Source organism: Haloarchaeobius salinus, assembly GCF_024464185.1.
Classification (GTDB): Archaea; Halobacteriota; Halobacteria; order Halobacteriales; family Natrialbaceae; genus Haloarchaeobius; species Haloarchaeobius salinus.
In genome coordinates this window covers 430,972-453,055 of sequence record NZ_JANHAU010000001.1, presented here as the reverse complement: position 1 = coordinate 453,055, position 22,084 = coordinate 430,972, and the positions used below count along the sequence as shown (strand labels likewise).

Below are 22,084 nucleotides of genomic sequence, written 5' to 3'. Positions count from 1 at the left end.
GACTGCGAGCGGTCTCGATACGGCGGTGTATTTTTCTATCCTCGCGGTGACGTAGTCAACAGATGGAGTTAGACCGTCGACTCGGACTCGCGCTGGTCGTCGTCGTCGTGGGCCTACTCACCTGGTGGGTCATCTCCGAGGTGTTCGGGACGGTGTTCTTCGCGCTGACGGTCGCGAGCGTCGTGCTCCCCCTCCAGAAGCGGATCGAAGCCCGCGGCATCCCCAAGTACTGGGCGGCGGTCGCCACGACCATCACCACCTTCGTCGGCGGGGTAGTGGTGTTCTCGCCGCTGTTCGTGGTCGTGTACCTCCGCCGGGAGCAGCTGTTCAGTCTCGTCGAGACGCTGCCGGAGTCGTTCTCACTGGTCGTCCTGGGGACCGCGTACGAGCTCTCGTTGGAGGAGGCCCAATCGATGGCCCTGGACTTCTTGACGGTGCTACTGGAGGACGCGGCACGCGCCGCGCCGGACCTCAGTCTGAAGATACTCGTGTTCGTGATGGTGCTCTTCGGCTTCCTCGTCGGGCAGGACCGCGCGTATAAGACCGCCCTCGGTGTGGTCCCCGTCGGGTACCGGGACGCCGCACTCGCGCTCCACGAACGTACGAAGGACACGCTGCAGGCCATCTACCTGCTCCAGATCGCCACGGCCGTCGGAACGTTCGCGATGGCGCTGCCGACGTTCTGGGCGCTGGGCTACGACTACCCCGTCACGATGGCGGTCATCGCGGGCATCCTCCAGTTCCTCCCGGTCATCGGGCCGAGCCTGCTCATCGGAGCGGTCGCGCTCTACCATCTGAGCGTCGGCGACGTGAACGCGGCGATCCTCATGGTCATCGCCGGGGGCGTCGTCATCGCGTACCTGCCCGACGCCATCATCCGGCCGCGGCTGGCGGCGATGACCGCCGACATGCCGGGCAGTCTCTACTTCGTCGGCTTCATCGGTGGCCTGCTCACAGTCGGCCCGGTCGGGGTCATCATGGGGCCGCTGGCAGTCGCACTGTTCACGGAGAGCGTCACGCAGCTCTCCAAAGAGGTAGCAGAGGTCCCCGTGCAGGACGAGCAGACGCTGGCAGACGAGGCGACGTCGGACGAGGGCGTCGACGGCGACTGGACCGACAGCGCCGAGGAGCCGCCGCCGGGCACCGACGGTGCGAACACCGACGGCGGGGCGGATGTGGACGACGCCCGCGAGGGAACTCCGGGCGACGACCCGACTGCGGACGACGCCTAGGCCGTCTCCAGCGGGCCGTCGACGGTCTCCCACTCGGTGAGGCTCCCCTCGAAGAACGAGACATCGTCGTAGCCGAGGTGGTCGAGGACGACGTAGGTGTGGCTGATGCGCCGGGCGGTGTTGCAGTAGAGGATCACCCGCCTGTCGGGCGTGATGCCGCGTACTTCGAGCAGTTCCCTGAGTTCGGCTTCGGGCTTGAGGCCGCGGCTCGCCTCGTCGACGAACTCGCGCCAGTCGAGCAGCTGCGCGCCGGGGATGTGGCCCTCCGCGTACTCCCAGTCCTCGCGGGTGTCGACGAGGACGGCGTCGGTGTCGAGCGCGGCGAGCACGTCCTCGGCGTCGACCAGCGGCCAGCCCTCGTCGAACCGGCCCTCGTACTCCGTCGGCGCGACCTCGGGACTGCCGCTCTCGGTCGCATAGTCGAGCCGCCACGCCGAGAAGTCGCCGTCGAGCAGGTGGACGTCGTCGTGGCCGTACGCGAGCGCGGTGACGACGAACCGCGCGGCGAACACGCCGTGGGTGTCGTCGTAGACGACGAGCGTGTCGTCGTTCGCGATGCCGGCCGCCGAGAGCAGCGCGTTCCAGGCGTCGGCGTCGGGCAGGGTGCCGGGGGCGTCGCTCTCCTCGTCGCGGTACGAGTCGAACGGCACCGAGACCGCGCCGGGTATGTGGCCGATGCCCTCGTACTCCCAGGCGTCGCGTACGTCGACGACCCGCACCGCCTCCAGTTCGTCGGCGAGCCACTCCCGGGGGACCACCCGTGGCACGTCTGTCATGGGTGGCGCTACGGCTCGGCCCGGTTAAGCACCCACGATGCCGGCGGAACGCCCCGTCTCGTAGAGCCCGGCAGATGTTACCGTTTGTTGGGTCGCGAACACGTATCCAGTCGTGGACAGGTCGGGGGTCGCTGTGCCAACGGGACGGGGCGTGGGTCGCGCTCCCACGACCGCGAGCCCGAACTCGCGGCGATTCTCTCCGGTTCGGCCGATGACCGGCGGGTCATGCCGGGGTGCCACAGGAATATACCCCTGTGGAGATAAGTAGGGTGTGTATGACGGAATACGCCAAAGACGTACTCGTCTCCGCCGACTGGGTGGAGAGCAACCTCGAGAAGTTCCAGAGCGACGACCCCGCACACCGACTCGTCGAGGTCGACGTGGACACCGAGGCCTACGACGAGGGCCACGCGCCCGGGGCCATCGGCTTCAACTGGGAGACACAGCTCCAGGACCAGACCACCCGTGACATCCTCACGAAGGACGACTTCGAGGACCTCCTCGGCAGCCACGGCATCACCGAGGACTCCACGGTCGTCCTCTACGGCGACAACTCGAACTGGTTCGCGGCGTACACGTACTGGCAGTTCAAGTACTACGGCCACGACGACGTGAAGCTCATGGACGGCGGCCGCGACTACTGGCTCGAACACGACTACCCGCTCACGACGGACGTGCCGGAGTTCGACGCCGTCGAGTACACCGCCAGCGGCCCGCGCGAGAGCATCCGCGCGTACCGCGAGGACGTCGAGAACGCCATCGAGCGCGGCGTCCCGCTCGTCGACGTGCGCTCGCCCGAGGAGTTCACCGGCGAGATTCTCGCACCCCCGGGACTGCAGGAGACCGCCCAGCGCGGCGGCCACATCCCCGGCGCACAGAACATCTCGTGGGCGGCCGTGACGAACGACGACGGCACGTTCAAGACCGCCGAGGAGATCCGCGAGCTCTACGCCGACAAGGGCATCGACGGCGACTCGACGACCGTCGCGTACTGCCGCATCGGCGAGCGCTCGTCGGTCGCCTGGTTCGCGCTCCACGAACTGCTCGGCTACGAGGACGCCATCAACTACGATGGCTCCTGGACCGAGTGGGGCAACCTGGTCGGCGCGCCGATAGAGACGGGCGAGGCTGAGTGACCGCAGGGAGCGAAGCCTCGTAGCGGAACGGCGACCGTCAGGGAGCCGTGGAGCAGGGCGAGGCCGACGACTGAACGAAGTGGAGGAGTCGGCCTCGGAACAGCGAGCGGGGAACGTAGTAACCCGCGAGCAGGGCGAGGCCACGCAAGTGACTCCCGGTTCCATAGCGACTCCAGCGGCTCCCGATCCCCCGAGCCGTTCCTGACAGTGGGCAGTAATTTTATCGCACAGAGGCGTGTTGGCGAGGGACATGAAGGAGGACCTCGACTTCCGACACGCGACGGCGATAGGGGTCGTCGTGACACTGGTCACGCTCGCGTTGCTACCGACTGCCCCAGCGATCCCGCTCCTGTTCGGGATGACGGCGGCCATCGTGCCGATGCTGCTCGCGACGGCGGAGCGGAAACGGTACGCAGTCGCCGGGACCGCGTACTGCCTCGCGCTGGGGTTCGTCCTGGCGGTGGCGGACACCGTCCTCGGACTGGCCGAGGGCAACACGCTGGTCACCGGGCTGTTCGTGTTCGGCACCGGGAGCCTGCTCGTCGTCACCGCGAAGGTGGTCGGACGGCGGCTGGCTCGCCGGACCATCGGGTTGCTCGTCGGTGAGGAGTACGCCGCACAGCTGTTCGATGCGGTGGCCTCTATCGCGGCACTGGCGGGGCTGGTGTGGACGCTGCTGACCGCCGCCGAGAAGGTGAGCCGGTACGCGGGGTTCGGCGTCGGCGGGGCGGCGACGCTCGCGCTGAGCCTGATCGGCGTCGAGTACAACGTGACGGTGCCGATGCTCGGCGGCCAGGTCGACGCCGTGCTGTTCCTGTTCGTCGGCTGCATCCTCGCGGGCTTCTACACGTTCGAGTCGCTGCACACGACGTGGCTCGCCGCGAAGGGGACCGCGAAGAAGAGCGTCGACGCGGGCGGGACGGTGAAATCGAAGACGGCGGCGGCGGTGGCCGACCGGCGCGGGAGCGGCTCCGGCGGCAGCGACGGGAGCTACGACCCCGACATCGAGTCCGCGGCAGCGAAGCCTGACGAGGCACCGACGAGCCGACGTGAGCCGGACCAGCGCCGCGAGCGGGCTGACCGGCGGGGCGGGCGCGACCGAAGCGAGGGCCGGAATCGACGCCGGCGCGACCGCGAGAACCGTCGAGAGCGCCGCGGGCGGAGCGACCGGGAGGACCGCGACACCGGACGCAGCCGCGGCGAGCGTCGTGGTTCGGACGAGCGTCGTGAGCGTCGTGGTTCGGACGAGCGTCGCTACCGCCGTGACAGCGAACGACGTCGAGGGGGGCGTGACCGGAGCCGACGGCGGCGCGACCGTCGGGCGGACGACGACGACGATGACGACGACCGCGATGCACGGTCGTAAGTAGTTCCCGCACGTACGTGCGGCCATGTGTGGACGGTACAGTCTGTTCGTCGAACCCGACGAGCTGGCCTCGGCGTTCGGCGTCCGGGTGCCCGAGCGGTTCGAGCCGCGGTACAACGCCGCGCCGTCGCAGGACCTGCCAGTGATTCGGAGCGACGGCGACGACGAGCTCTCGTACGCGAACTGGGGGCTCGTCCCGTCGTGGGCCGACGACCCGGCCGACGCGAGCAAGCCCATCAACGCGCGGTCGGAGACGGTACGCGAGAAGCCGACGTTCCGGGCGGCGTTCGAATCCGGGACAGAAAGCGGGGGTGACGAGCTCGCGGCCGGCCGCTGTCTCGTCCCCGCCGACGGCTTCTACGAGTGGGTCGAGACGGGCGGCGACCGCAAGCAGCCCTACCGGGTGGCGATGCGGGACGACGCCCCGTTCGCGATGGCGGGGCTGTTCGCGGTCTGGGAGGGCGTCGAGCGCCAGCCGGGGCTCGACGCCTTCGGGGGCGGGTCGGCCGAGCCCGAGAGGAAACGCCACGTCTCCTTCACCGTACTGACGACGGAGCCGAACGGACTCGTCTCGGAGCTCCATCACCGGATGGCGGTGCTGCTCGCGCCCGACGAGTACGAGACGTGGCTCCACGGCGACGCCGACGAGGCCGAGACGCTACTCGACCCCTACCCCGCCGACGCGATGCGGGCGTACCCGGTGTCGACGGCGGTGAACGACCCGTCGAACGACAGCCCGGTCGTGGTCGAGCCGGTCGACGCGGCGAGGTAGCCTCCCGGACCATCGAAAGTATATAAAAGCCCGGGCGTGGAGCACCGCTCATCCGTCTGGTTCGTGTTAGTTGTTGTCAAAGTCGGTCGGCGAATCGGCCACCGTGTTGCGTTTTCTCCGTTCACTGGCTGTCCGACGACGGGCTCCCCATCGAACCCGAACACCAACTTTTATATAGAATCACATTCATAGCTTCGGGTGACCATGAGCCAGCGAATGCAGCAGGGACAGCCGATGATCGTGATGAGCGAGGACTCCCAGCGCGTCAAGGACCGCGACGCGCAGGACTACAACATCCAGGCCGCGCGCGCGGTCGCCGAGGCCGTACGCTCCACACTCGGCCCGAAAGGGATGGACAAGATGCTCGTCGACTCGATGGGCGACGTCACCATCACGAACGACGGCGTCACCATCCTCAAGGAGATGGACATCGACAACCCGACGGCCGAGATGATCATCGAGGTCGCCGAGACGCAGGAGGACGAGGCCGGCGACGGCACCACGACGGCCGTCGCGGTCGCGGGCGAGCTCCTGAAGAACGCCGAGGACCTCCTCGAGCAGGACATCCACCCGACCGCCATCATCAAGGGCTTCCACCTCGCCAGCCAGCAGGCCCGCGAGGAGATCGACGACATCTCCGAGGACGTCGACGCCGACGACGAGGACCTCCTCCGGAAGGTCGCCGAGACCTCGATGACCGGCAAGGGTGCCGAGCTCGACAAGGAGCACCTCGCCGAGATCATCGTCGAGGCCATCCAGTCGGTCACCGTCGAGGAGCAGGTCGACATGGAGTACCTCAACATCGAGACCCAGACGGGTCAGTCGGCCTCCAACTCAGAGCTCCTGAAGGGCGCGGTCATCGACAAGGACCCCGTCCACGACAACATGCCCACCGAGGCGACTGACGCCAACATCCTCCTCCTCAACGAGGCCGTCGAGATCGAGGAGACCGACGTCGACACCGAGGTCAACGTCACGGACCCGAGCCAGCTCCAGCAGTTCCTCGACCAGGAGGAGAAGCAGCTCAAGCAGAAGGTCCAGCAGATCGTCGACTCCGGCGCGGACGTCGTCTTCTGCCAGAAGGGCATCGACGACCTCGCCCAGCACTACCTCGCGAAGGAGGGCATCCTCGCCGTGCGCCGCGTCAAGAAGGCCGACGTGCGCTTCCTGCGTGAGATCCTCGGCGCGAACATCGTCTCGGACCTCGACGACTTCGGTCCCGAGGACCTCGGCTTCGGCACCGTCAGCCGCGACGAGGAGGACGAGCTGTTCTACGTGAAGGGCGCGGAGAACGCCCACGGCGTGACGCTCCTCCTGCGTGGCTCCACCGACCACGTCGTCGACGAGCTGGAGCGCGGCGTCACCGACGCGCTCGACGTCGTCGCACAGACCGTCTCCGACGGCCGCGTCGTCGCCGGCGGCGGCGCGATCGAGGTCGAGGTCGCGGACCGCCTCCGCAACTTCGCCGACAGCGTCGAGGGCCGCGAGCAGCTCGCCGTCGAGGCGTTCGCGGACTCCCTGGAGCTCGTCCCGCGCGTGCTCGCCGAGAACGCCGGGCTGGACTCCATCGACACGCTCGTCGACCTGCGCGCAGCCCACGAGAGCGGCGAGAAGCGCGCCGGGCTGAACGTCTTCAGCGGCGACGTCGAGGACACCTTCGAGGCCGGCATCGTCGAGCCCGCGCACTCCAAGGAGCAGGCCCTGTCCTCCGCCACGGAGGCCGCGAACCTCGTCCTCAAGATCGACGACATCATCGCCGCCGGCGACCTGAGCACCGACAAGGGCGGCGACGAGGGCGGCGCACCCGGCGGCATGGGTGGCATGGGCGGTATGGGCGGCATGGGCGGCGCGATGTAAGTTCGGCCACGACCGACTTCCATCGGCCACCAGGCCACACGTCCCACCACGCCGCATCGACGCGAAACCGATCCGTTTTTTCGGACGCCGCGAACCGCGAGCGTCGCCACTCCCGAGCGTGTGACCGCCGGAGAAGGAGTTCCGTTCAGTCGTCCACTTCGAGCGCGAACTGCTCGTTCTCGCAGACGGAGTTCAGCACGACGCTGGTGTTCGACTCCTTGATGTCGGGGTCGGTGAGCAGGCGCTTGATCTGGTCGTTCATCCCGTCCGTGTCGGTGAACTTCCCGATGGCGATGACGTCGTAGTCGCCGGTGACCTCGTAGACCGAGACCATCTGCTTCTCCGCGCGGAGCCGCTCGGTGATGTCGGGCAGTGCGTTCCCCTCGACCTTGAGCTGGAGGACGGCGGTCACGTCGTAGCCGAGCAGGTCGTAGTCGACCTTCGGGGTGTAACCCCGGATGACGCCATCCTCTTCGAGGGCGGAGACGTGGTTCGAGACCGTCGTCACGGAGACGTCGAGCTGCTCGGCGAGGCTCCGCAGGCTCGCGTCGCCGTTGTTCAGAAGTGCATTCACCAACTTCGCGTCGAGATTTTCGTACGTCATTGTATCCACGGTACGTCCCCAGCCATTAGAAGTTTACGAACATCCAGTTTCGTCTGGAGAGGTAGAGATTTGCGCGTAACAGTAGGGTTTTAGTACTGGCAATAGTTGGATTAGGCGACCAGAAAGATGACAAGCGGAAACTTCAGCGCGGACGAGGAGGCGGTGCTCGAACAGATCGAGGAACAGAACGTGGACTTCCTGCGGCTCCAGTTCACCGACATCCTCGGCACCGTCAAGAACGTCTCCGTGCCGGCGAGCCAGGCCGAGAAGGCGTTCGAGGAGGGTATCTACTTCGACGGGTCGTCCATCGACGGCTTCGTCCGCATCCAGGAGTCGGACATGCGGCTCGAGCCCGACCCGAGCACCTTCGCCATCCTCCCGTGGCGGCAGACCGAGGACAGTGCGGCGGCACGCCTCATCTGTGACGTGATGGACACCTCGACCGGCGAGCCGTTCTCCGGCGACCCGCGTGGCGTCCTGAAGCGTGCCATCGAGCGTGCCGAGGAGCTCGGGTACGACATCAACGCCGCGCCCGAACCCGAGTTCTTCCTGTTCGAGGAGGACGAGGACGGCCGCGCGACCACCAAGACCAACGACGCCGGCGGCTACTTCGACCTCGCGCCGAAGGACCTCGCCAGCGACGTCCGTCGTGACATCATCTACGGCCTCGAGTCGATGGGCTTCGACATCGAAGCCTCGCACCACGAGGTCGCCGAGGGCCAGCACGAGATCAACTTCACGTACGACGACGCCCTCTCGACGGCCGACAACGTCGCGACGTTCCGGTCCGTCGTCCGCGCCATCGCGGCCGAGCACGAGCTGCACGCGACGTTCATGCCCAAGCCCATCCCGCGCATCAACGGCTCCGGCATGCACACCCACATCTCGCTGTTCGAGGACGGCGAGAACGCGTTCCACGACGACGACGACGAGTTCAACCTGAGCGAGACGGCCAAGCAGTTCACCGCCGGCGTCCTCGAACACGCGCCGGCCATCACCGCCGTCACGAACCCGACCGTGAACTCCTACAAGCGCCTCGTCCCCGGCTACGAGGCCCCGGTGTACGTCGCGTGGTCCGACCGCAACCGCTCCGCGCTCATCCGCAAGCCCGCCGCCCGCGTCCCGGCGGCGAGCCGCATCGAGGCGCGCTTCCCCGACCCGTCGTGCAACCCGTACCTCGCGTTCGCCGCGCTCATCCACGCCGGCCTCGACGGCATCGAGCAGGGCCTCGAGTGCCCCGACCCGGTCCGCGAGAACATCTACGAGTTCGACGAACAGAAGCGCGAGGAGTACGGTATCGAGACGCTCCCGACGAACCTCGGCGAGGCCGTCGACGCCCTCGAGGAGGACGAGGTCGTCGCCGACGCGCTCGGCGACCACGTCTACGAGAAGTTCACCGAGGCCAAGCGTGCCGAGTTCAAGGACTACCTCGTCGACGTCTCCGAGTGGGAGCTCGACCGGTACCTCGAGAAGTTCTAGAACCCGAATCGTATTTTCGCCGCGTCGATACCCCGTTCAGACCCGGTCTAGCTCGACCGCCACTCCTGCACGCGGTCCCGGAGCCGGCCCGGGATACCGAGCACGGAGAACGTCAGTCCGAACAGCACGAACAGGACGTACAGCCCGAGCGTCGACAGCCAGATGATGATCATGGCGAGGACGACCCAGCCGTCGCCCTGGAGTCGGGGCGTGTACAGCAGCCCGAGCGTCATCACGGTGCCGTAGAGCAGCACGACGTACGGACCCCAGCCGCGGGCGTGGCCGCGCCGGAGCTTCCGACGGACGTAGCGCTTGAGCTCGCCCCGCATCTCGTCGCGGTTGACGGTGCGGGACTGCACGTCGTCCTCGAACTCGGCGAGCTCCTCGCGGAGGTCGGCGACGGAGTCCTTGCTGGCGCGGCTGCCCTCGACCTCGTCCTCGAGGTCGGCCAGCCGCTCGTACAGCCGGTCGATCTCGCGTTCGCGGTCGGTCCGGTCGTCGTCCTCGGAGCCGCCGCTGCCGGTGCCGCCGTCGCCGTCTGGACCCCCATCGCCGGGTTCGTCGCCACCCGTGCCGCCAGCGTCGCCGGAGGTATCGCCATCGTCCGGTCCGTCGTCCGCGGGCGGTTCCTCGCCCGCGTCCTCCTCGCTCGCTGGTGCGTCGTCTTCGGTCGCGTCGGTGCCCTGCTCGGTGGGGTCGTCCGTCTCGTCCTCAGGCATCGTCGCTGTTCCTTGTCGCTTCGTCTTGTCGCAGGCCCGCGCTTTGAAGGTGCCGGTCGAGAGTCGCGTCCAGCTCCTCCGTCGCGAGGTTGCGACCGGCCAGCACGGCGTTCAGCGCCGCCCCGACGAGCAGGACGAGCGCGCCGAGGTAGAGCCACGTCACCAGCAGCAGGATACCGCCGACGACGCCGTACACCGCGTAGCCCGTCGCGTACTCCGTCGCGTAGACGGAGAAGACGACGCTCAGGACGGTCCAGCTCAGCGCCGCGAACGCCGAGCCGGGCAGGGCCTCGCGAACGGTCACGTCGGCGTGCGGGAAGATGTAGTACAGCGGGAAGAACACCAGCCCGAGCGCGACCACGGTGACCACCCCGCCGACGACGCCCCCGTACGGCAGGTTCAGCAGGTTCACCGCGATGGTGACCACGGCCGCGACCCCGCCGGCGAGGCCGACCGCCGCGAGGCCGATGCCCGCGTCGACGAGCTGGTCGCCGAGTGGTTGCTCCAGCCCGTGGCCGTACACCGCCGAGAACGACCGGTCGATGGCACGGAACACCTTCAGCGAGCTCCAGACCAGCACCACGAGCCCGACGATGGTCGCGCCGCCACGGCCCTGGCCGCCGACGAGCGCGTTCCGCAGCACCTCCTGGCTCGCCGGCGTGAGGGTCTCCCCGCCCATCGCGACCACGTCGTTCGCCAGCTGCTCGCCGCCGACCGCGGTCGCCACCGCGACGACCAGCAGCGCGAGCGGGAACAGCGAGACGAACGCGTAGTAGGCGATGGCCGCCGCGAGGAACGTCAGCTGTTCGTCGCGCGCGATGGCGACGACCGCCACGACGAGCGAGACGACGCGCTTGACCGCTGACGGGAGTGACACACCTCCGACTACGACGACTCGCCCAAAAAGCCCGTCGTCGAAGACGGTGCGGATGCGGGCCACTGGAGACGCCGGGGTCGTCCACGGCCGACACGCATCCGTCCCGACGAGAACCCGGGGTCAGATATCCGCTGTCGCCGCGCGCATCTCCGGAATCGTCGCGTCGCTCTTGAACGTCGTGCCGCCGTAGTGCGCCCGCGAGGCCGAGAACCCGGCGTTCCGGAGCGCGTCGAGGAACTCGTCCATCCCGCTCGCGCCGCGGCCCCAGAGCTTGCAGAGGCGGTGCTGGTCGTAGTGGCTGGGCTCGTCGAGCTCCGCTTCGAGCGTGTCACAGAGGTCGCGTGCGCGGTCGGCGGTGCCCATGTCGTCGGTGACCCGGTCGCGCACGTCGGCGACGAACTCGGGGTCGCGGTAGGAGCCGAGCCAGAGCGGCCCGGCGGTGAGCACCCGGTTGCCGTCGCAGCGCGGGCACGTCTCGGGCGGGTGCGGGATGAGGCCCTGCTCGGCCTCGCGCCGGAGGCAGTCCTCGCAGTGGTGGAGGAAGCCCAGCTCGTCCATGCTGGCGTTGGCGTCGGTGGCCCGCCCGGAGAGGTCGAGGTAGGTGCGGACGTAGTGGCTGGTCGCGTGGGTGAGCAACGGCGTGATGCCGGTGTCCCAGCGCGCGCCGGCCCGGGCGAGCGCGCCGAGCAGGATTCGCACGCCCATCTCGGCGTGGTAGTCGGTGTTGCGCGGGACGGCGGCGTACGAGCGCACGCCGGAGTCGAAGTGCGCGCCACAGAGCGGCGCGGTGTCGGTGGCGGTGACACAGAGCAGGTCCCGCGTGTTGGCGAAGGCGGCGTCGGCGAAGGGCATCGGCGTGCCGAACGGGTCCAGGTCGACAACGTCGAAGTAGTCGTCGTGCATGAGCGCGTTGACGTTCCGGTGGACGACCGCGCCGTCGAGGTCGTTCCGGGCGAGGTTCTCCCGGGCGAGTTCGACCGCCTCCTCGTCGATGTCACAGCAGGTCACCTCCCAGCCCTCGGCGGCGGCGCGAGCCCCCCTGACTCCGGAGGCCGTCATCGCGTCGAGGTAGGTGTCGGCGCGGTCCTCGCGCTCGCGGTACGCCCGGAGGACCGCGACGGTCAGGTCGCGGTTGAACTCCTGGACCGGGTTGAAGAAGACCGACTCGTGGGTGCCCTCGCCGTCCTGCTCGGGCACCGAGACCGTGACGTTGCCCTCCGTGACGTCCATGCGGGTCCGTGGGTGGCGGTGGGCGAAAAGGGATGCGATGTGGTGGGACGACGGTCGCCGGGGCGTCCGAACTGTTTTCACACCCCCGACCGAACGACGCGACAGTGATTGAGGGCATCGCCGCCGGGTGGGTCGCGTGACCGACGAGGAGCGCGAGCGTGCCGTGGCGGCGTGGAAGGGGATGCTCGACGAGGCGGGCGAGCTGACGCCAGAGGCGGTCGAGCAGATAATGAACGTCCACGGCGACCGCGGCAAGCACGCCATCGAGGCCGTCTCGGAGGGGCGTGTGAAGCGCTACCGGGACTTCACGGTCGTCGTCGGCTACGAGGACGAGTACATCGTCGAGGACGGCGGCTGCACGTGCAAGGACGCCGAGTACAACCTGGACCCGACCGACCCGACCGAGCTGTGCTGGCACGCCCTGGCGGTGCCCATCGCCGAGCGGGTCGGCGCGGTCGACCACCACGACATGTGGTACTCCGAGGTCAGGGAGTTCCTCTAGGCCTGCCTGACCGAGAGCTGGTACTCGAACGTCGCGCTGGCCGAGAAGCTCGTCGCGATGATGGTGTACTCGCCGGGGTCGAGCGGGATGTCGACGATGGCGGAGTCGAGACCGCTGTAGTCGTCGTTCTCCGCGATGATCTGGTCGTTCGGGCCGAGCAGGTAGAGGTACGTGTCGTCGGCCGAGGTCATCTCGATGTCGACGGTCGTCGCGCTGTCGATGGTGAGCGTGACGGGCTCGTAGTAGCCGTTGAACCGGGATTCACGAGGGTCGCTCGTATCGAGGACACCGGTACGGGTCTCGCCGACGGAGATGGACCGGAGGTCGCCGTCCAGTTCGGCGACGGAGAGCTCGTACTCGAACGTCGCACCCGAGTCGAAGCTGGTGGCGATGATGGTGTACTCGCCGGTCTCCGAGAGCGTGAACGACGATATCCGCGAGTCGAGGCCGTTGTAGTCGTCGTTCTGGGCGACGACCTGCCCGTCGGGGCCGAGCAGGTAGAGGTAGGTGTCGTCGTCGGAGCTCATCGAGATGTTCACCGTGCTGCCGGTCGGCGCGTCGAGCGCGATGGGCTCGTAGTAGCCGTTGAACCGGTCGCTCTGAGGATCGTTCGGGTCCAGTTCGCTGGTCAGCGTCTCGCCGGGCGCGATCGACTGCGTGGGCGTCAGGTCCGACCCCTCCGTGACGGAGAGCTCGTACTCGAAAGTCCCCTCCTCGGAGAAACTGGTGGCGATGATGGTGTAGTCGCCGCTCTCGGAGAGCGTGAGCCGTGAGACACGGGAGTCGAGACCGTCGTGGTCGTCGTTCTGAGCGACGACAGTTCCGCTCGGGTCGAGGACGTAGAGGTAGGTGTCGCCGTTCGCGGAGCTCATCGAGATGTCCACCGTGGTGCCGGTGGGTGCGTCGAGCGTGACGGGCTCGTAGTAGCCGTTGAACCGACTCTCGCGGGGGTCGCTCGTGTCGATACCGCCGGTGCGCGTCTCCCCGACGGAGATGGAACGCAGGTCCGGCAGCGACTCACTCTCGGTGACCGACAGCTCGTACGCGAACGTCGCGGTCGGATCGAAGCTGGTTGCGACGATGGTGTAGTCGCTGTTCGCAGGGACCGAGAGCTGCGGGATACCGGCGTTGCGGCTGTTGCTGGCCGCGACGACGGTTCCGCTCGCATCGAGGACCGCGAGGAGGGTGTCGCCACCCGAGGAGCTCATCTCGATGTCGACCGTGACGTCGCTGTCGACGTCGAGGTCGATGAAGTCGTGGTAGCCGTTGAGCGCCGGGAGCTGGCCGTCGTCGCTGCTGAGCTCGCCCTCGATGGTCTCGCCGACGGAGATGGACTGCGTCGCGGTCGCGTCGGTGACGGAGAGCTCGTAGGTGAACGTCCCTTCAGGCTCGAAGCTCGCCGCGACGATGGTGTACTCCCCTGCCTCGGGGAGGGTGAAGTTGAGGAGTAACGAGTCGAGGCCGCTGAAGTCGTCGTTCTCCCCGATGACGTTGTCGTCCGGGTCGAGGATGTAGAGGTAGGTATCGCCGTCCACGGAGGACATCGAGACGTTCACCGACATCTCGCTCCCGACCTCGAGCGTGACCGGTTCGTAGTAGCCGTTGAACTGACTGCTCTGTGGGTCGCTGCTGTCGATGACCCCCGTCCGGGTCTCCCCGACGGCGATGGAGCGCAGGTCGCTCCGCACCTGTGTGAGCGAGAGTTCGTACGCGAAGTCGATGGTGTCGCTGAAGCTCGCCGCGAGGATGACGTAGCCGCCGTCGGACGGGAGCTCGAACCCGGTGATAGCGGAGTTGAGGCTGGTTGCATCGTCGTCGTTCTCCTCGAGGACGTTCCCCTGCTCGTCGAGCAGGTAGAGGTAGGTGTCGCCGCCCGGGGAGTTCATCGAGATGTGCACGATGTCGCCGGCCGAGCCCACGAACGTGTAGGGCTCGTAGTGGCCCTCGAACTGGGGGTCCGAGGGTGTGTCGGCCGTGAGCTCACCCGAGACGGTCGCACCGTACTCGATGCGCGTCGCCTCGCCCTCGACGGGGAGGTCGATGGGTTCCGCAGTCGTCGTCGGAGCAGCCGTCGGTGTCGACGTCGCAGTCCCGTTCTCGGTCCCGTCCTCGGGGGCTGCTTCTTCGAGGAGCCCCGTACACCCGGCGAGCCCGCCGGTCAGCGCCGTTGCACCGGCCAACAGTATCGACCGCCGTCGTTCATCTTCGAGAGACATTGTCCAGAGATGAACGTTTCCATGTGATTATTCTTTTGGTCGATGGGTACCCGTAATCCGGAAACGTCGACTCCGAGAAGCGCCCGTTCGGGACCGCTACGGCCGACAGACGTGGGGTGACGGGAGTACATACGCCGAAACCGGAGGACATCAGTCGTCATTCACGGCGCGAGCCATTTCGGCGTAGCTACATGTGGAATGCCAGTGGCTGGCAGGTCAGTCGACCCACGTCCAGTGCCGGTTACTCCGCACAGAGCTCGACGAAGTTCCGCAGTATCGTCAGCCCGGTCTCGCCGGACTTCTCGGGGTGGAACTGCGTGCCGAAGACGGTGCCGTCGTCGTTGGCGACGATGGCGGGGAACTCGACGCCGTAGTCCGTCGTCGCGACGACCGCGCCCTCGTCGTCGGGGACGGCGTAGTAGGAGTGGACGAAGTACGCGTAGCGGCCGTCGATGCCCTCGACGAGGGGGTGCTCGCGCTGCACCGAGAGGTCGTTCCAGCCCATGTGGGGGACCGTCTGGCCCGCCTCGAACCGGACGTTGCGGCCCGGGATCAGGTCCAGGCCCTTCACGTCGCCCTGGCCCTCGCGCTCCGCCTCCTCGCTCTCCGTCAGGAGCATCTGCATTCCGAGACAGATGCCAAAGAGCGGCGTGTCGGACTCGGCCACCTCGACGAGCGCGTCCCGCACCGACTCGGCGTTCTCCATCCCCTCGCCGAACGCGCCGACGCCCGGGAGGACGACGCCGTCCGCCTCGGCGAACGCTTCGGGGTCGCTGTCGATACTGACCGACGCGCCGGCGCGTTCGATCCCGCGCGAGACGCTCCGGAGGTTCCCAAGCCCGTAATCGACGACGACGACGTCGGCGAGCGTCTCCTGCTCGCGTGAGTGCGACTGCGTGCTCATGTGAACGGGTACTGCCCCGGCGCGCAAGTGCGTTTCCGTTGCGGTCACGCTCGCCACACCGCCGTTCGATTCTGTCCGGCCCGATGCTGATTTTCCGGCGCGGGGTGACGGTGATTAGGAACGTCGGTCTACATAGACACGAGGAGTTGCTTCCGAACAGCCGGCTGCTCGAAACAGGCCGCTCCCGTCTATCGAGTTTGTGTCGCTCATCCAATAACAGGAATCGACTGACTGCGGGCATCCAACCCGTAACAGCGCGTGTAGACCCGTTGATCCTGTGGTCTACGTAGTTCTACGTAGATAGATTAGGAACTTTTAATAGCGATATCAAGAACTTTGAATTGATTCGCAATGGAAAGTCGACGCAGCTTCCTCAAAGCAACTGGTGCAGTGGGAACAGCCGGAATCGCCGGGCTCTCGGGATGCATCGGGAGCTTCGGTGGTGGCAGTTCTAATACGATCACGTTCACGCTGACTCCGGCGGAGTCCGACGTGGACATTCAGACGCAGTATCAGCCGATGTTCGACTACCTCGAGTCCGAGGCCGACGTGACCATCGAGTCCACCGTCGCCGCGGACTACGCGGCGGTCCTACAGGCACTCGACAGCGACCAGTCGGACATCGCGGACGCGGCACCGGCCATCGCGCTCCAGGCCGGCGAGCAGGACATCGCCGAGGTCGCCGGTATCCGCATCGCTTACGGTGCATCCCGGTACTTCTCGCTCATCACGACCCTGCCGGATAGCGACATCGAGGAGCTCACCGACCTCGAGGGCGAGACGATCGCCTTCGCCGACTCGCTGTCGACCAGCGGCTCGCTGTTCCCGCTGTACATGCTGAACGATGCCGGTCTCGACACCGGCGGTGCGCCCGAGGGTGAGCCCGAGGACTTCACCGGCCAGTGGTCCGACCACTCCACCGCTCGCGAGACGCTCATCAACCGGTCCGAGGTCGCCGCCGCCGGGACCGGAGCGTTCTCCACCGCGGCCCACGTCCCCAAGGACCAGTTCCCCTCCCAGTTCGAGGAGGTCTCCGCGGAGTGGGACAACGCCGGGAGCGCGACCGACGAGCAGGAGCTGCGGCTGCTCAGCTGCTCCGACCCGATCCCCCGTGCACCCATCCTCATCCGTTCGGGCCTCGACGACGACGTCAAGAGCCGCTGTGTCGACGCCCTGCTGGCGGCCGAGGAGTCCGACCTGATCGACGAGGACGCGGAGGCGGAACTCTGGTTCACCGGCCTCGCGGAGGGTTCGGTCGAAGACTACCAGCCCGTCCAGAACGTCATCGACGCACTCGGCGTCGAACTGGGTCAGTAACCGGTAGCAGTCACGTACCGCCCGCTTCGAACAATTCACACCTTTCATATTTCGCCACGGACACAGAACCAACAATGGGCCGCATACAAGTCGAAAATCTAAGCAAATCATACGGGGACGTGCAAGCGCTATCAGATATCTCGTTCACCATCGAGTCCGGTGAGTTCGCGATTCTCCTCGGCACGTCGGGAGCAGGGAAGTCGACGCTTCTCAGGTGTCTCAACGGTCTCACGACGCCGACCGAGGGAACCGTCAGCATCGACGGGAACGAGGTCGTCGGTCCCCGTGACGACATCGCCATGGTGTTCCAGCAGCACAACGTCCTCACCGAGGCCTCCGCCTACACGAACGCCCTGACGGGGGCGCTCAACCGGACACAGTTCCTCAAGAGCATGCTGAGCATGTACTCGCACGACGACAAGCTTGAGGCACTCGAAGCGCTCGACACCGTCGGGCTCCTCGCGGAGGCCGACCAACGGGCGGGGAGCATGAGCGGGGGCCAGCAACAGCGCGTCGGCATCGCGCGTGCGCTCGTCCAGGACCCGACCACGCTGCTCGCCGACGAGCCGGTCGCGAGCCTCGACCCCGCGAGCGCGGAGACCGTGATGAGCTACCTCCGGACGGCCGCCGAGGAACGCGACATCACGACGGTCGCCAGCCTCCACCAGGTGAACATCGCTCGCGAGTTCGGGAGCCGGTTCATCGGCCTCAAAGACGGGAACAAGGTGTTCGACGGTGGGCTCGACGACCTCACCATCGAGGCCGTCGACCGCATCTACGGCCAGGAGACCAACGCCGCACGGAACTCCGGTGCGGAGAGCGAGGAGGCCGCAGTATGAGTACCGACGACGGCTCCGAGCGCGGTACCCTCGCCCGCTTCGGATTCGGCGTCACCGGCGACACAGCAGTCGAACAGCGGCTCATCGAGCTGAAGCGCGCCAAGACCATCCGACGGCTGCTGATGCTCGTCGGCGCGGTCGTCTTCGGGTTCCTCTTCTATCTCGCACTCGGCGAGGTCGGCTTCACCATCGGTGAGCTGTACCGATACCGTGGCGAGTTCTTCGAGGCCCTCGGCCAGTTCTTCCCGCTCGCGCCAGTCGTCGGCATCCCGTTCATCGACGTCGGGGCGTACTTCGACTTCATCCAGGAGGCGAGTCTCCTGGAGCAGGCTATCGTCACCCTGGCGATGGGCTTTGCGGGGACCGTCCTCGGCTTCCCCGGCGCGCTCATCATGGGCATCCTGGGCTCGGAGCGGGTGCTCCCGTTCCCGCTCAACTTCATCTTCCGTGGCATCATGTCCACCATCCGCGCCATCCCGGCGCTGGTGTGGGCGCTCATCTACATCCCGCTCGGCGGTGTCTCGCCGTTCACCGCGACGCTGGCCATCGGGACTGACACGATGGGGAACCTCGGTCGCCTGTTCACCGACGAACTGGAGGAGATCGAGGAGGGCCCCATCGAGGGGATCCGGTCGACCGGCGCGGACAAACCACAGACGGTCGTCTTCGGGATGCTCTCGCAGGTGTTCACGCCCTTTATCGCGTGGACGCTCTACATCTTCGAGATCAACACGCGCATCGCCGTCACGATGGGCCTCATCGGTGGCGGCGGTATCGGGTACGTCCTCCAGACCCAGCGCAAGCTGTTCCACTACACGAACATGATGGCGACCATCCTCGTCATCCTCATCCTGGTCATCTCCGTCGAGATGGTCTCCCAGCGGACCCGCGCACACCTCCGAAGCGACACCGAGACGAAGAGCTTCCTCACGCTGCTGAAGGAGTTCCCCCAGCGGATGACGGAGTCGCTCGGGAAGTAGCTCAGAACTCGCCGAGACGGGACTGCCCGTCGCTCCCGTTCTCGCGGCCGCCGACCAGTTCCGCGGCAGTTTCGAGCGCCGAGAGGAACGTCTCCTTCTGGCTCGGGTCGTACAGCGTCGCGGCGGGGTGGACACAGACGAGCAGCCGTCGTGGCTCCCCCTCGATACGAACGTCGGAGAGGTCCCCGGCCTCCTTCGTCACCGCCACGGAGCGCCCGAGCAGGTGTTCGGCGGGCACCTTCCCGAGCGTGACGAGCACCTCGGGGTCGACCAGGTCGATCTCGCTCTCGAGGTAGGGGCGGCAGTTCTCGAGCTCGTCGGCGTGCGGGTCGCGGTTGTCCGGTGGACGACAGCGCACGCAGTTGGTGATGCGGACCGTCTCGCGGTCGAGGCCGACCTCGCGGAGCGTGTCGGTGAGCACGTCGCCGGAGCGGCCGACGAACGGCTCGCCCTGCTCGTCCTCGTTCGCGCCGGGTGCCTCGCCGACGAACAGCACGTCGGCGTCGGCGGGACCGACGCCGTTGACGATCCGGCTGCGGGAGTCACAGAGCGCCGGGCAGCGCTCGCAGTCGTGGACCTCCAGCCCGTCCATGGTCTCCATACGCCTCCACGCGTGGGCGGGCCACCTAACCGCTACGCTCTGGCACCGGCGGCTCCACGTCACTCCCGGCGGAGCGCGTCGCCGGCCCGCGCCGCGAACCGGGCGACACGGAGCGGCTCCGGCCGGCCGCCTTCGGGGGTGAACGCGCGGACAACGTCGCGTGCCTCGCTGTCGTCGACGCCGACGGCACGGACGTACACCGTCTCGTCGTTGACCGCGACGGGCGTTCGCGACGGCTGGCGGCGGTACACCTCGAGCCGTCGTTCACGCGCCCGACCGTCGAACGCCTCCTCGATGGCGGGTTCGAGCCCCGGACTCGCCTCGAACGTGACCGAGAGCACGGGTCGGGCGACCGCCTCGCGGACGGCGTGGAGGTCGACGACGTTGTACCACGCCAGCGCGAGACCGGCGAGGACGACGTATCGGACGTCCTCGCGGCCGAGGCGTTCGTACGTCTCGACGACAGCGTCGGTCGCGTCGCTCCCGCCGACCGTGCACGTCGCAAAAGAGAGTCCATCGACGGTGCGATCCGCTCTGACGACGACGCCGGCGAGCGTGCTCACGTTCCCCTGCGTGGACTCGGCGATGCCGACCGCCCGCACGCCGGCTTTCATCGCGTCAGCCGTCGTCTTTGATGTCCTTCAGTCGGTCGATGAGTTCGTCGTTGCTCGCCCCGTTCTCGAACTCGATTCGGCCCTGGTGGTCGGTCTCGCGCGAATCGACCGACTCTTCGTCGAGCTCTGTGTCGATGCTCTGATTGTCCTGTTCCGATTCGTCGTAGCTCCCGAAACCCATACACTGTACAATAATCGTGGCGGACTCAAAAAAACCACGGCGGCCGCGCCGCTTTTATTACGTTCGGAAATGGCCATCGGAGTGTGTCTTGAGTTCGTTGCAGGCTCCAGTCAGCACTTAAGTCCACCAGCCGTACGCCGGTGTATGGAAGTCCACAACGTCACTGCCGACGCGGAGACGTTCACCTGCAACGCCTACCTCACCGTCGGTGACCGGACGGTACTCGTCGACGCGGGGGCGATGGACGGCGTCGTCGACGTCGTCCGCGAGCACACCGACCACCTCGACGCGGTCGTGCTCACCCACCAGCACGGCGACCACGTCGCCCAGCTCGACGCGGTGCTCGAGGCGTTCGACGACCCCGACTGCTACGCCTACGGCGACCACCCCCGTCGCACCCACGCCCTCACCGACGGCGACGACGTCGTCATCGGCGACGAGCGCTTCGAGGTCGTCTACACCCCCGGCCACGCCGCGGACCACGTCTCGCTGGTCAGCGACACCACCCTGTTCAGCGGCGACGTCGTCGTCCACGACGACGGCGCGTTCGACTACGGCAGCTTCGGCCGCACCGATATGGCCGGGCAGTCCCGCGAACGCCTCATCGAGAGCATCAGCACCCTGCTCGACAGGATGCCCGACACCGTCGAGTACATGTACGCCGGTCACGGCTCCACCTTCCACGGTGACGTCCGCGACGTGGTCGAGACCGCACTCGTCCGCGCAGAGAAACGCGAGCCGAAGTACCCCGACGAGTAGCTGGCCCCGATAGCGTACGCGCCAGCGTCGCTACTCACCGTACGGGTGAGACGAGAAAGACGACTGCGACTACGCCGCGCGCGCTTCCTTCGCCTTCGGACGGAGCTTCTTGTAGCCGCACTTGCGGCACTTCTCCGCCCGCTTCGGGTTCCGCGCGTTGCAGCGCATGCAGATCATCTTCTCGAGCGACCGCTTCTCCGCAGCCTCGAATCGTGCCATACTCCTCCCTACACCGTGCTGCGGGTAAAAGCGTTTCCGAGTGCGTCCGCGGGCTGTAGTCTGTTTCGAACTTGGAGAGGGGACCGATTCGAACAGCCGGAAACTCCGGTCTGTCGTTGGAGTCTCTGCTGTCGACAACGGCCAGAAAGCCCCGAGGCGCTCGGCGACCATCGCCGGGGCACCCTTCAAATACGAAGCCGGAGCCAGAGCCACCGTGACCTGAGTACGGTCGCGCGGGGGCCGAGGCGGGAGCACGGCACACCCTCGCGCGGAGTGCGCGGGCCGAGCGCCAGCGAGGGTTCCGCGAACGGAGAGAGCGGAACGCAGCAAGACGACGGAGGAGTCTCGCCAGCTCCGCGAGTGCGAACGGGGAGCTCGCGACCCGTGAGCGCGCCGTCTGTTCGCTACACCGACTCGTCGGCGAGGTAGTCGTCCTGGACCGCGACGACCTCGGTGGAGTCGGCACAGTCCGCGTAGCGCCGCAGCGGCTCGTCGTTGAGTTCGAGGAACGTCTCGCCCCACGTGAACTTCGCGAGGATCCGCTCGGCGTGGTCGCGCTCGCCGAGGATACAGAGCGCCGCGGCCAGCGCCTCGACGGTCGTGAGCGCGAACGGCTTCCCGAAGTTCACCGGGTTGGCGGCGACGAGGAACGGGAGCGCCCGGTGCTCGCCGCGGAGGTCGAACGCGTCCACGTCCGCGCTCTCCCACGAGCAGTCGAGCGCGACGAGCGCGTCGGGGTCGTCGGCCGGCGAGAGCGCCTGCTCCGCGTGCGGGTCCAGAACCAGGCCGTACGGCGTCGCCCGGTTCGAGCGGTGCAGCTCGGCGAGGTCGAACTTCGCGAGCTTCCGGGCGGTGCACTTGTCGGGGTCGTCGTCGCCCTCGTACCGGACGTGGAGCTTCACAC

General features: G+C 67.3%; 23 protein-coding genes. 11 read left to right on the top strand and 12 right to left on the bottom strand.

The genetic code is table 11. From position 1 onward, the window contains the following. Positions 1-62 precede the first annotated feature (62 nt). Entirely contained in the window at positions 63-1,232 is a 1,170-nt protein-coding gene (locus NO345_RS02265) for an AI-2E family transporter (protein ID WP_256296118.1), read from the top strand. Here NO345_RS02265 and NO345_RS02260 read toward each other — a convergent pair. After that, positions 1,229-1,999 carry a sulfurtransferase gene (locus tag NO345_RS02260; protein ID WP_438266755.1) on the bottom strand — a complete coding sequence of 257 codons (771 nt, stop codon included), beginning with the start codon at positions 1,997-1,999 and terminating at the stop codon, positions 1,229-1,231. The two genes, NO345_RS02265 and NO345_RS02260, sit on opposite strands and share 4 nt — an antisense overlap. A 284-nt stretch (positions 2,000-2,283) precedes the next feature. Between NO345_RS02260 and NO345_RS02255 the strand changes: the two genes are divergently transcribed. From NO345_RS02255 to thsB, 4 genes are all read left to right on the top strand, one after another. Then, the gene (locus NO345_RS02255) at positions 2,284-3,144 is read left to right on the top strand and encodes a sulfurtransferase (RefSeq protein WP_256296114.1); all 861 of its coding nucleotides are present in this window, start codon (positions 2,284-2,286) and stop codon (positions 3,142-3,144) included. Positions 3,145-3,394: 250 nt separating this feature from the next. Next, positions 3,395-4,510 carry a hypothetical protein gene (locus tag NO345_RS02250; RefSeq protein WP_256296112.1) on the top strand — a complete coding sequence of 372 codons (1,116 nt, stop codon included), beginning with the start codon at positions 3,395-3,397 and terminating at the stop codon, positions 4,508-4,510. A gap of 25 nt (positions 4,511-4,535) precedes the next feature. Beyond that, a complete protein-coding gene (locus NO345_RS02245) occupies positions 4,536-5,282 on the top strand; it encodes an SOS response-associated peptidase (protein WP_256296110.1) in 747 nt (248 codons plus the stop codon). A gap of 204 nt (positions 5,283-5,486) precedes the next feature. After that, on the top strand, positions 5,487-7,139 hold the full coding sequence (gene thsB / locus NO345_RS02240) for a thermosome subunit beta (protein ID WP_368407835.1): 1,653 nt from the start codon (positions 5,487-5,489) through the stop codon (positions 7,137-7,139). 145 nt (positions 7,140-7,284) lie between these two features. Here the strand turns inward: thsB and lrp are convergent, their stop codons facing one another. After that, a complete protein-coding gene (gene lrp, locus NO345_RS02235) occupies positions 7,285-7,743 on the bottom strand; it encodes an HTH-type transcriptional regulator Lrp (RefSeq protein WP_256296109.1) in 459 nt (152 codons plus the stop codon). A 126-nt stretch (positions 7,744-7,869) separates the two neighbouring features. Here lrp and glnA point away from each other — a divergent pair, with 126 nt between their 5' ends. Continuing rightward, complete coding sequence (gene glnA / locus NO345_RS02230) at positions 7,870-9,222, top strand: type I glutamate--ammonia ligase (protein ID WP_256296107.1); 1,353 nt, start codon at positions 7,870-7,872, stop codon at positions 9,220-9,222. Between the two features lie 47 nt (positions 9,223-9,269). Here the strand turns inward: glnA and NO345_RS02225 are convergent, their stop codons facing one another. From NO345_RS02225 to NO345_RS02215, 3 genes are all read right to left on the bottom strand, one after another. Next, positions 9,270-9,941: a ribonuclease BN gene (locus tag NO345_RS02225; RefSeq protein WP_256296105.1), complete on the bottom strand. Its 672-nt coding sequence runs from the start codon at positions 9,939-9,941 to the stop codon at positions 9,270-9,272. Further along, a complete protein-coding gene (locus NO345_RS02220; RefSeq protein WP_256296103.1) occupies positions 9,934-10,818 on the bottom strand; it encodes a YihY/virulence factor BrkB family protein in 885 nt (294 codons plus the stop codon). The genes NO345_RS02225 and NO345_RS02220 overlap by 8 nt, the downstream gene beginning before the upstream one ends. A 120-nt stretch (positions 10,819-10,938) precedes the next feature. Further along, on the bottom strand, positions 10,939-12,048 hold the full coding sequence (locus tag NO345_RS02215) for a tRNA (guanine(26)-N(2))-dimethyltransferase (RefSeq protein ID WP_256296102.1): 1,110 nt from the start codon (positions 12,046-12,048) through the stop codon (positions 10,939-10,941). 181 nt (positions 12,049-12,229) lie between these two features. On the opposite strand from NO345_RS02215, the gene NO345_RS02210 reads away from it, so the two are divergent. Continuing rightward, positions 12,230-12,550 (top strand): hypothetical protein, encoded by a 321-nt coding sequence (locus NO345_RS02210; RefSeq protein ID WP_256297541.1) that lies wholly within the window; start codon positions 12,230-12,232, stop codon positions 12,548-12,550. Here NO345_RS02210 and NO345_RS02205 read toward each other — a convergent pair. Together NO345_RS02205 and hisH are read right to left on the bottom strand one after the other, a co-directional pair. Continuing rightward, positions 12,547-14,766: a PPC domain-containing protein gene (locus tag NO345_RS02205; RefSeq protein WP_256296101.1), complete on the bottom strand. Its 2,220-nt coding sequence runs from the start codon at positions 14,764-14,766 to the stop codon at positions 12,547-12,549. The genes NO345_RS02210 and NO345_RS02205 overlap by 4 nt on opposite strands. A gap of 241 nt (positions 14,767-15,007) precedes the next feature. Then, positions 15,008-15,670: an imidazole glycerol phosphate synthase subunit HisH gene (gene hisH, locus NO345_RS02200; protein WP_256296100.1), complete on the bottom strand. Its 663-nt coding sequence runs from the start codon at positions 15,668-15,670 to the stop codon at positions 15,008-15,010. Between the two features lie 351 nt (positions 15,671-16,021). On the opposite strand from hisH, the gene NO345_RS02195 reads away from it, so the two are divergent. From NO345_RS02195 to phnE, 3 genes are all read left to right on the top strand, one after another. Then, positions 16,022-16,987, top strand: a complete 966-nt coding sequence (locus NO345_RS02195) for a substrate-binding domain-containing protein (protein WP_256296099.1) — start codon at positions 16,022-16,024, stop codon at positions 16,985-16,987. A 74-nt stretch (positions 16,988-17,061) separates the two neighbouring features. After that, positions 17,062-17,826 (top strand): phosphonate ABC transporter ATP-binding protein, encoded by a 765-nt coding sequence (phnC, locus tag NO345_RS02190; protein ID WP_368407834.1) that lies wholly within the window; start codon positions 17,062-17,064, stop codon positions 17,824-17,826. Next, the gene (phnE, locus tag NO345_RS02185) at positions 17,823-18,806 is read left to right on the top strand and encodes a phosphonate ABC transporter, permease protein PhnE (protein ID WP_256296098.1); all 984 of its coding nucleotides are present in this window, start codon (positions 17,823-17,825) and stop codon (positions 18,804-18,806) included. The genes phnC and phnE overlap by 4 nt, the downstream gene beginning before the upstream one ends. 1 nt (position 18,807) lies before the next feature. Here phnE and NO345_RS02180 read toward each other — a convergent pair whose 3' ends face one another. Genes NO345_RS02180 through NO345_RS02170 form a run of 3 tightly spaced genes read right to left on the bottom strand, consistent with a single transcriptional unit; the run spans position 18,808 to position 20,202 of the window. After that, complete coding sequence (locus NO345_RS02180) at positions 18,808-19,407, bottom strand: uracil-DNA glycosylase (protein ID WP_256296097.1); 600 nt, start codon at positions 19,405-19,407, stop codon at positions 18,808-18,810. Between the two features lie 59 nt (positions 19,408-19,466). Beyond that, positions 19,467-20,021: an endonuclease dU gene (locus tag NO345_RS02175; RefSeq protein WP_256296096.1), complete on the bottom strand. Its 555-nt coding sequence runs from the start codon at positions 20,019-20,021 to the stop codon at positions 19,467-19,469. A 4-nt stretch (positions 20,022-20,025) separates the two neighbouring features. Further along, positions 20,026-20,202 carry a DUF5786 family protein gene (locus NO345_RS02170; protein WP_256296095.1) on the bottom strand — a complete coding sequence of 59 codons (177 nt, stop codon included), beginning with the start codon at positions 20,200-20,202 and terminating at the stop codon, positions 20,026-20,028. 144 nt (positions 20,203-20,346) lie between these two features. Here NO345_RS02170 and NO345_RS02165 point away from each other — a divergent pair, with 144 nt between their 5' ends. After that, the gene (locus NO345_RS02165; protein ID WP_256296094.1) at positions 20,347-20,961 is read left to right on the top strand and encodes an MBL fold metallo-hydrolase; all 615 of its coding nucleotides are present in this window, start codon (positions 20,347-20,349) and stop codon (positions 20,959-20,961) included. A 69-nt stretch (positions 20,962-21,030) separates the two neighbouring features. Here NO345_RS02165 and NO345_RS02160 read toward each other — a convergent pair whose 3' ends face one another. Beyond that, a complete protein-coding gene (locus NO345_RS02160; protein WP_256296093.1) occupies positions 21,031-21,180 on the bottom strand; it encodes a 50S ribosomal protein L40e in 150 nt (49 codons plus the stop codon). Positions 21,181-21,584: 404 nt separating this feature from the next. Then, entirely contained in the window at positions 21,585-22,082 is a 498-nt protein-coding gene (locus tag NO345_RS02155; RefSeq protein ID WP_256296091.1) for a DUF367 family protein, read from the bottom strand. Between the last annotated feature and the right edge of the window lie 2 nt (positions 22,083-22,084).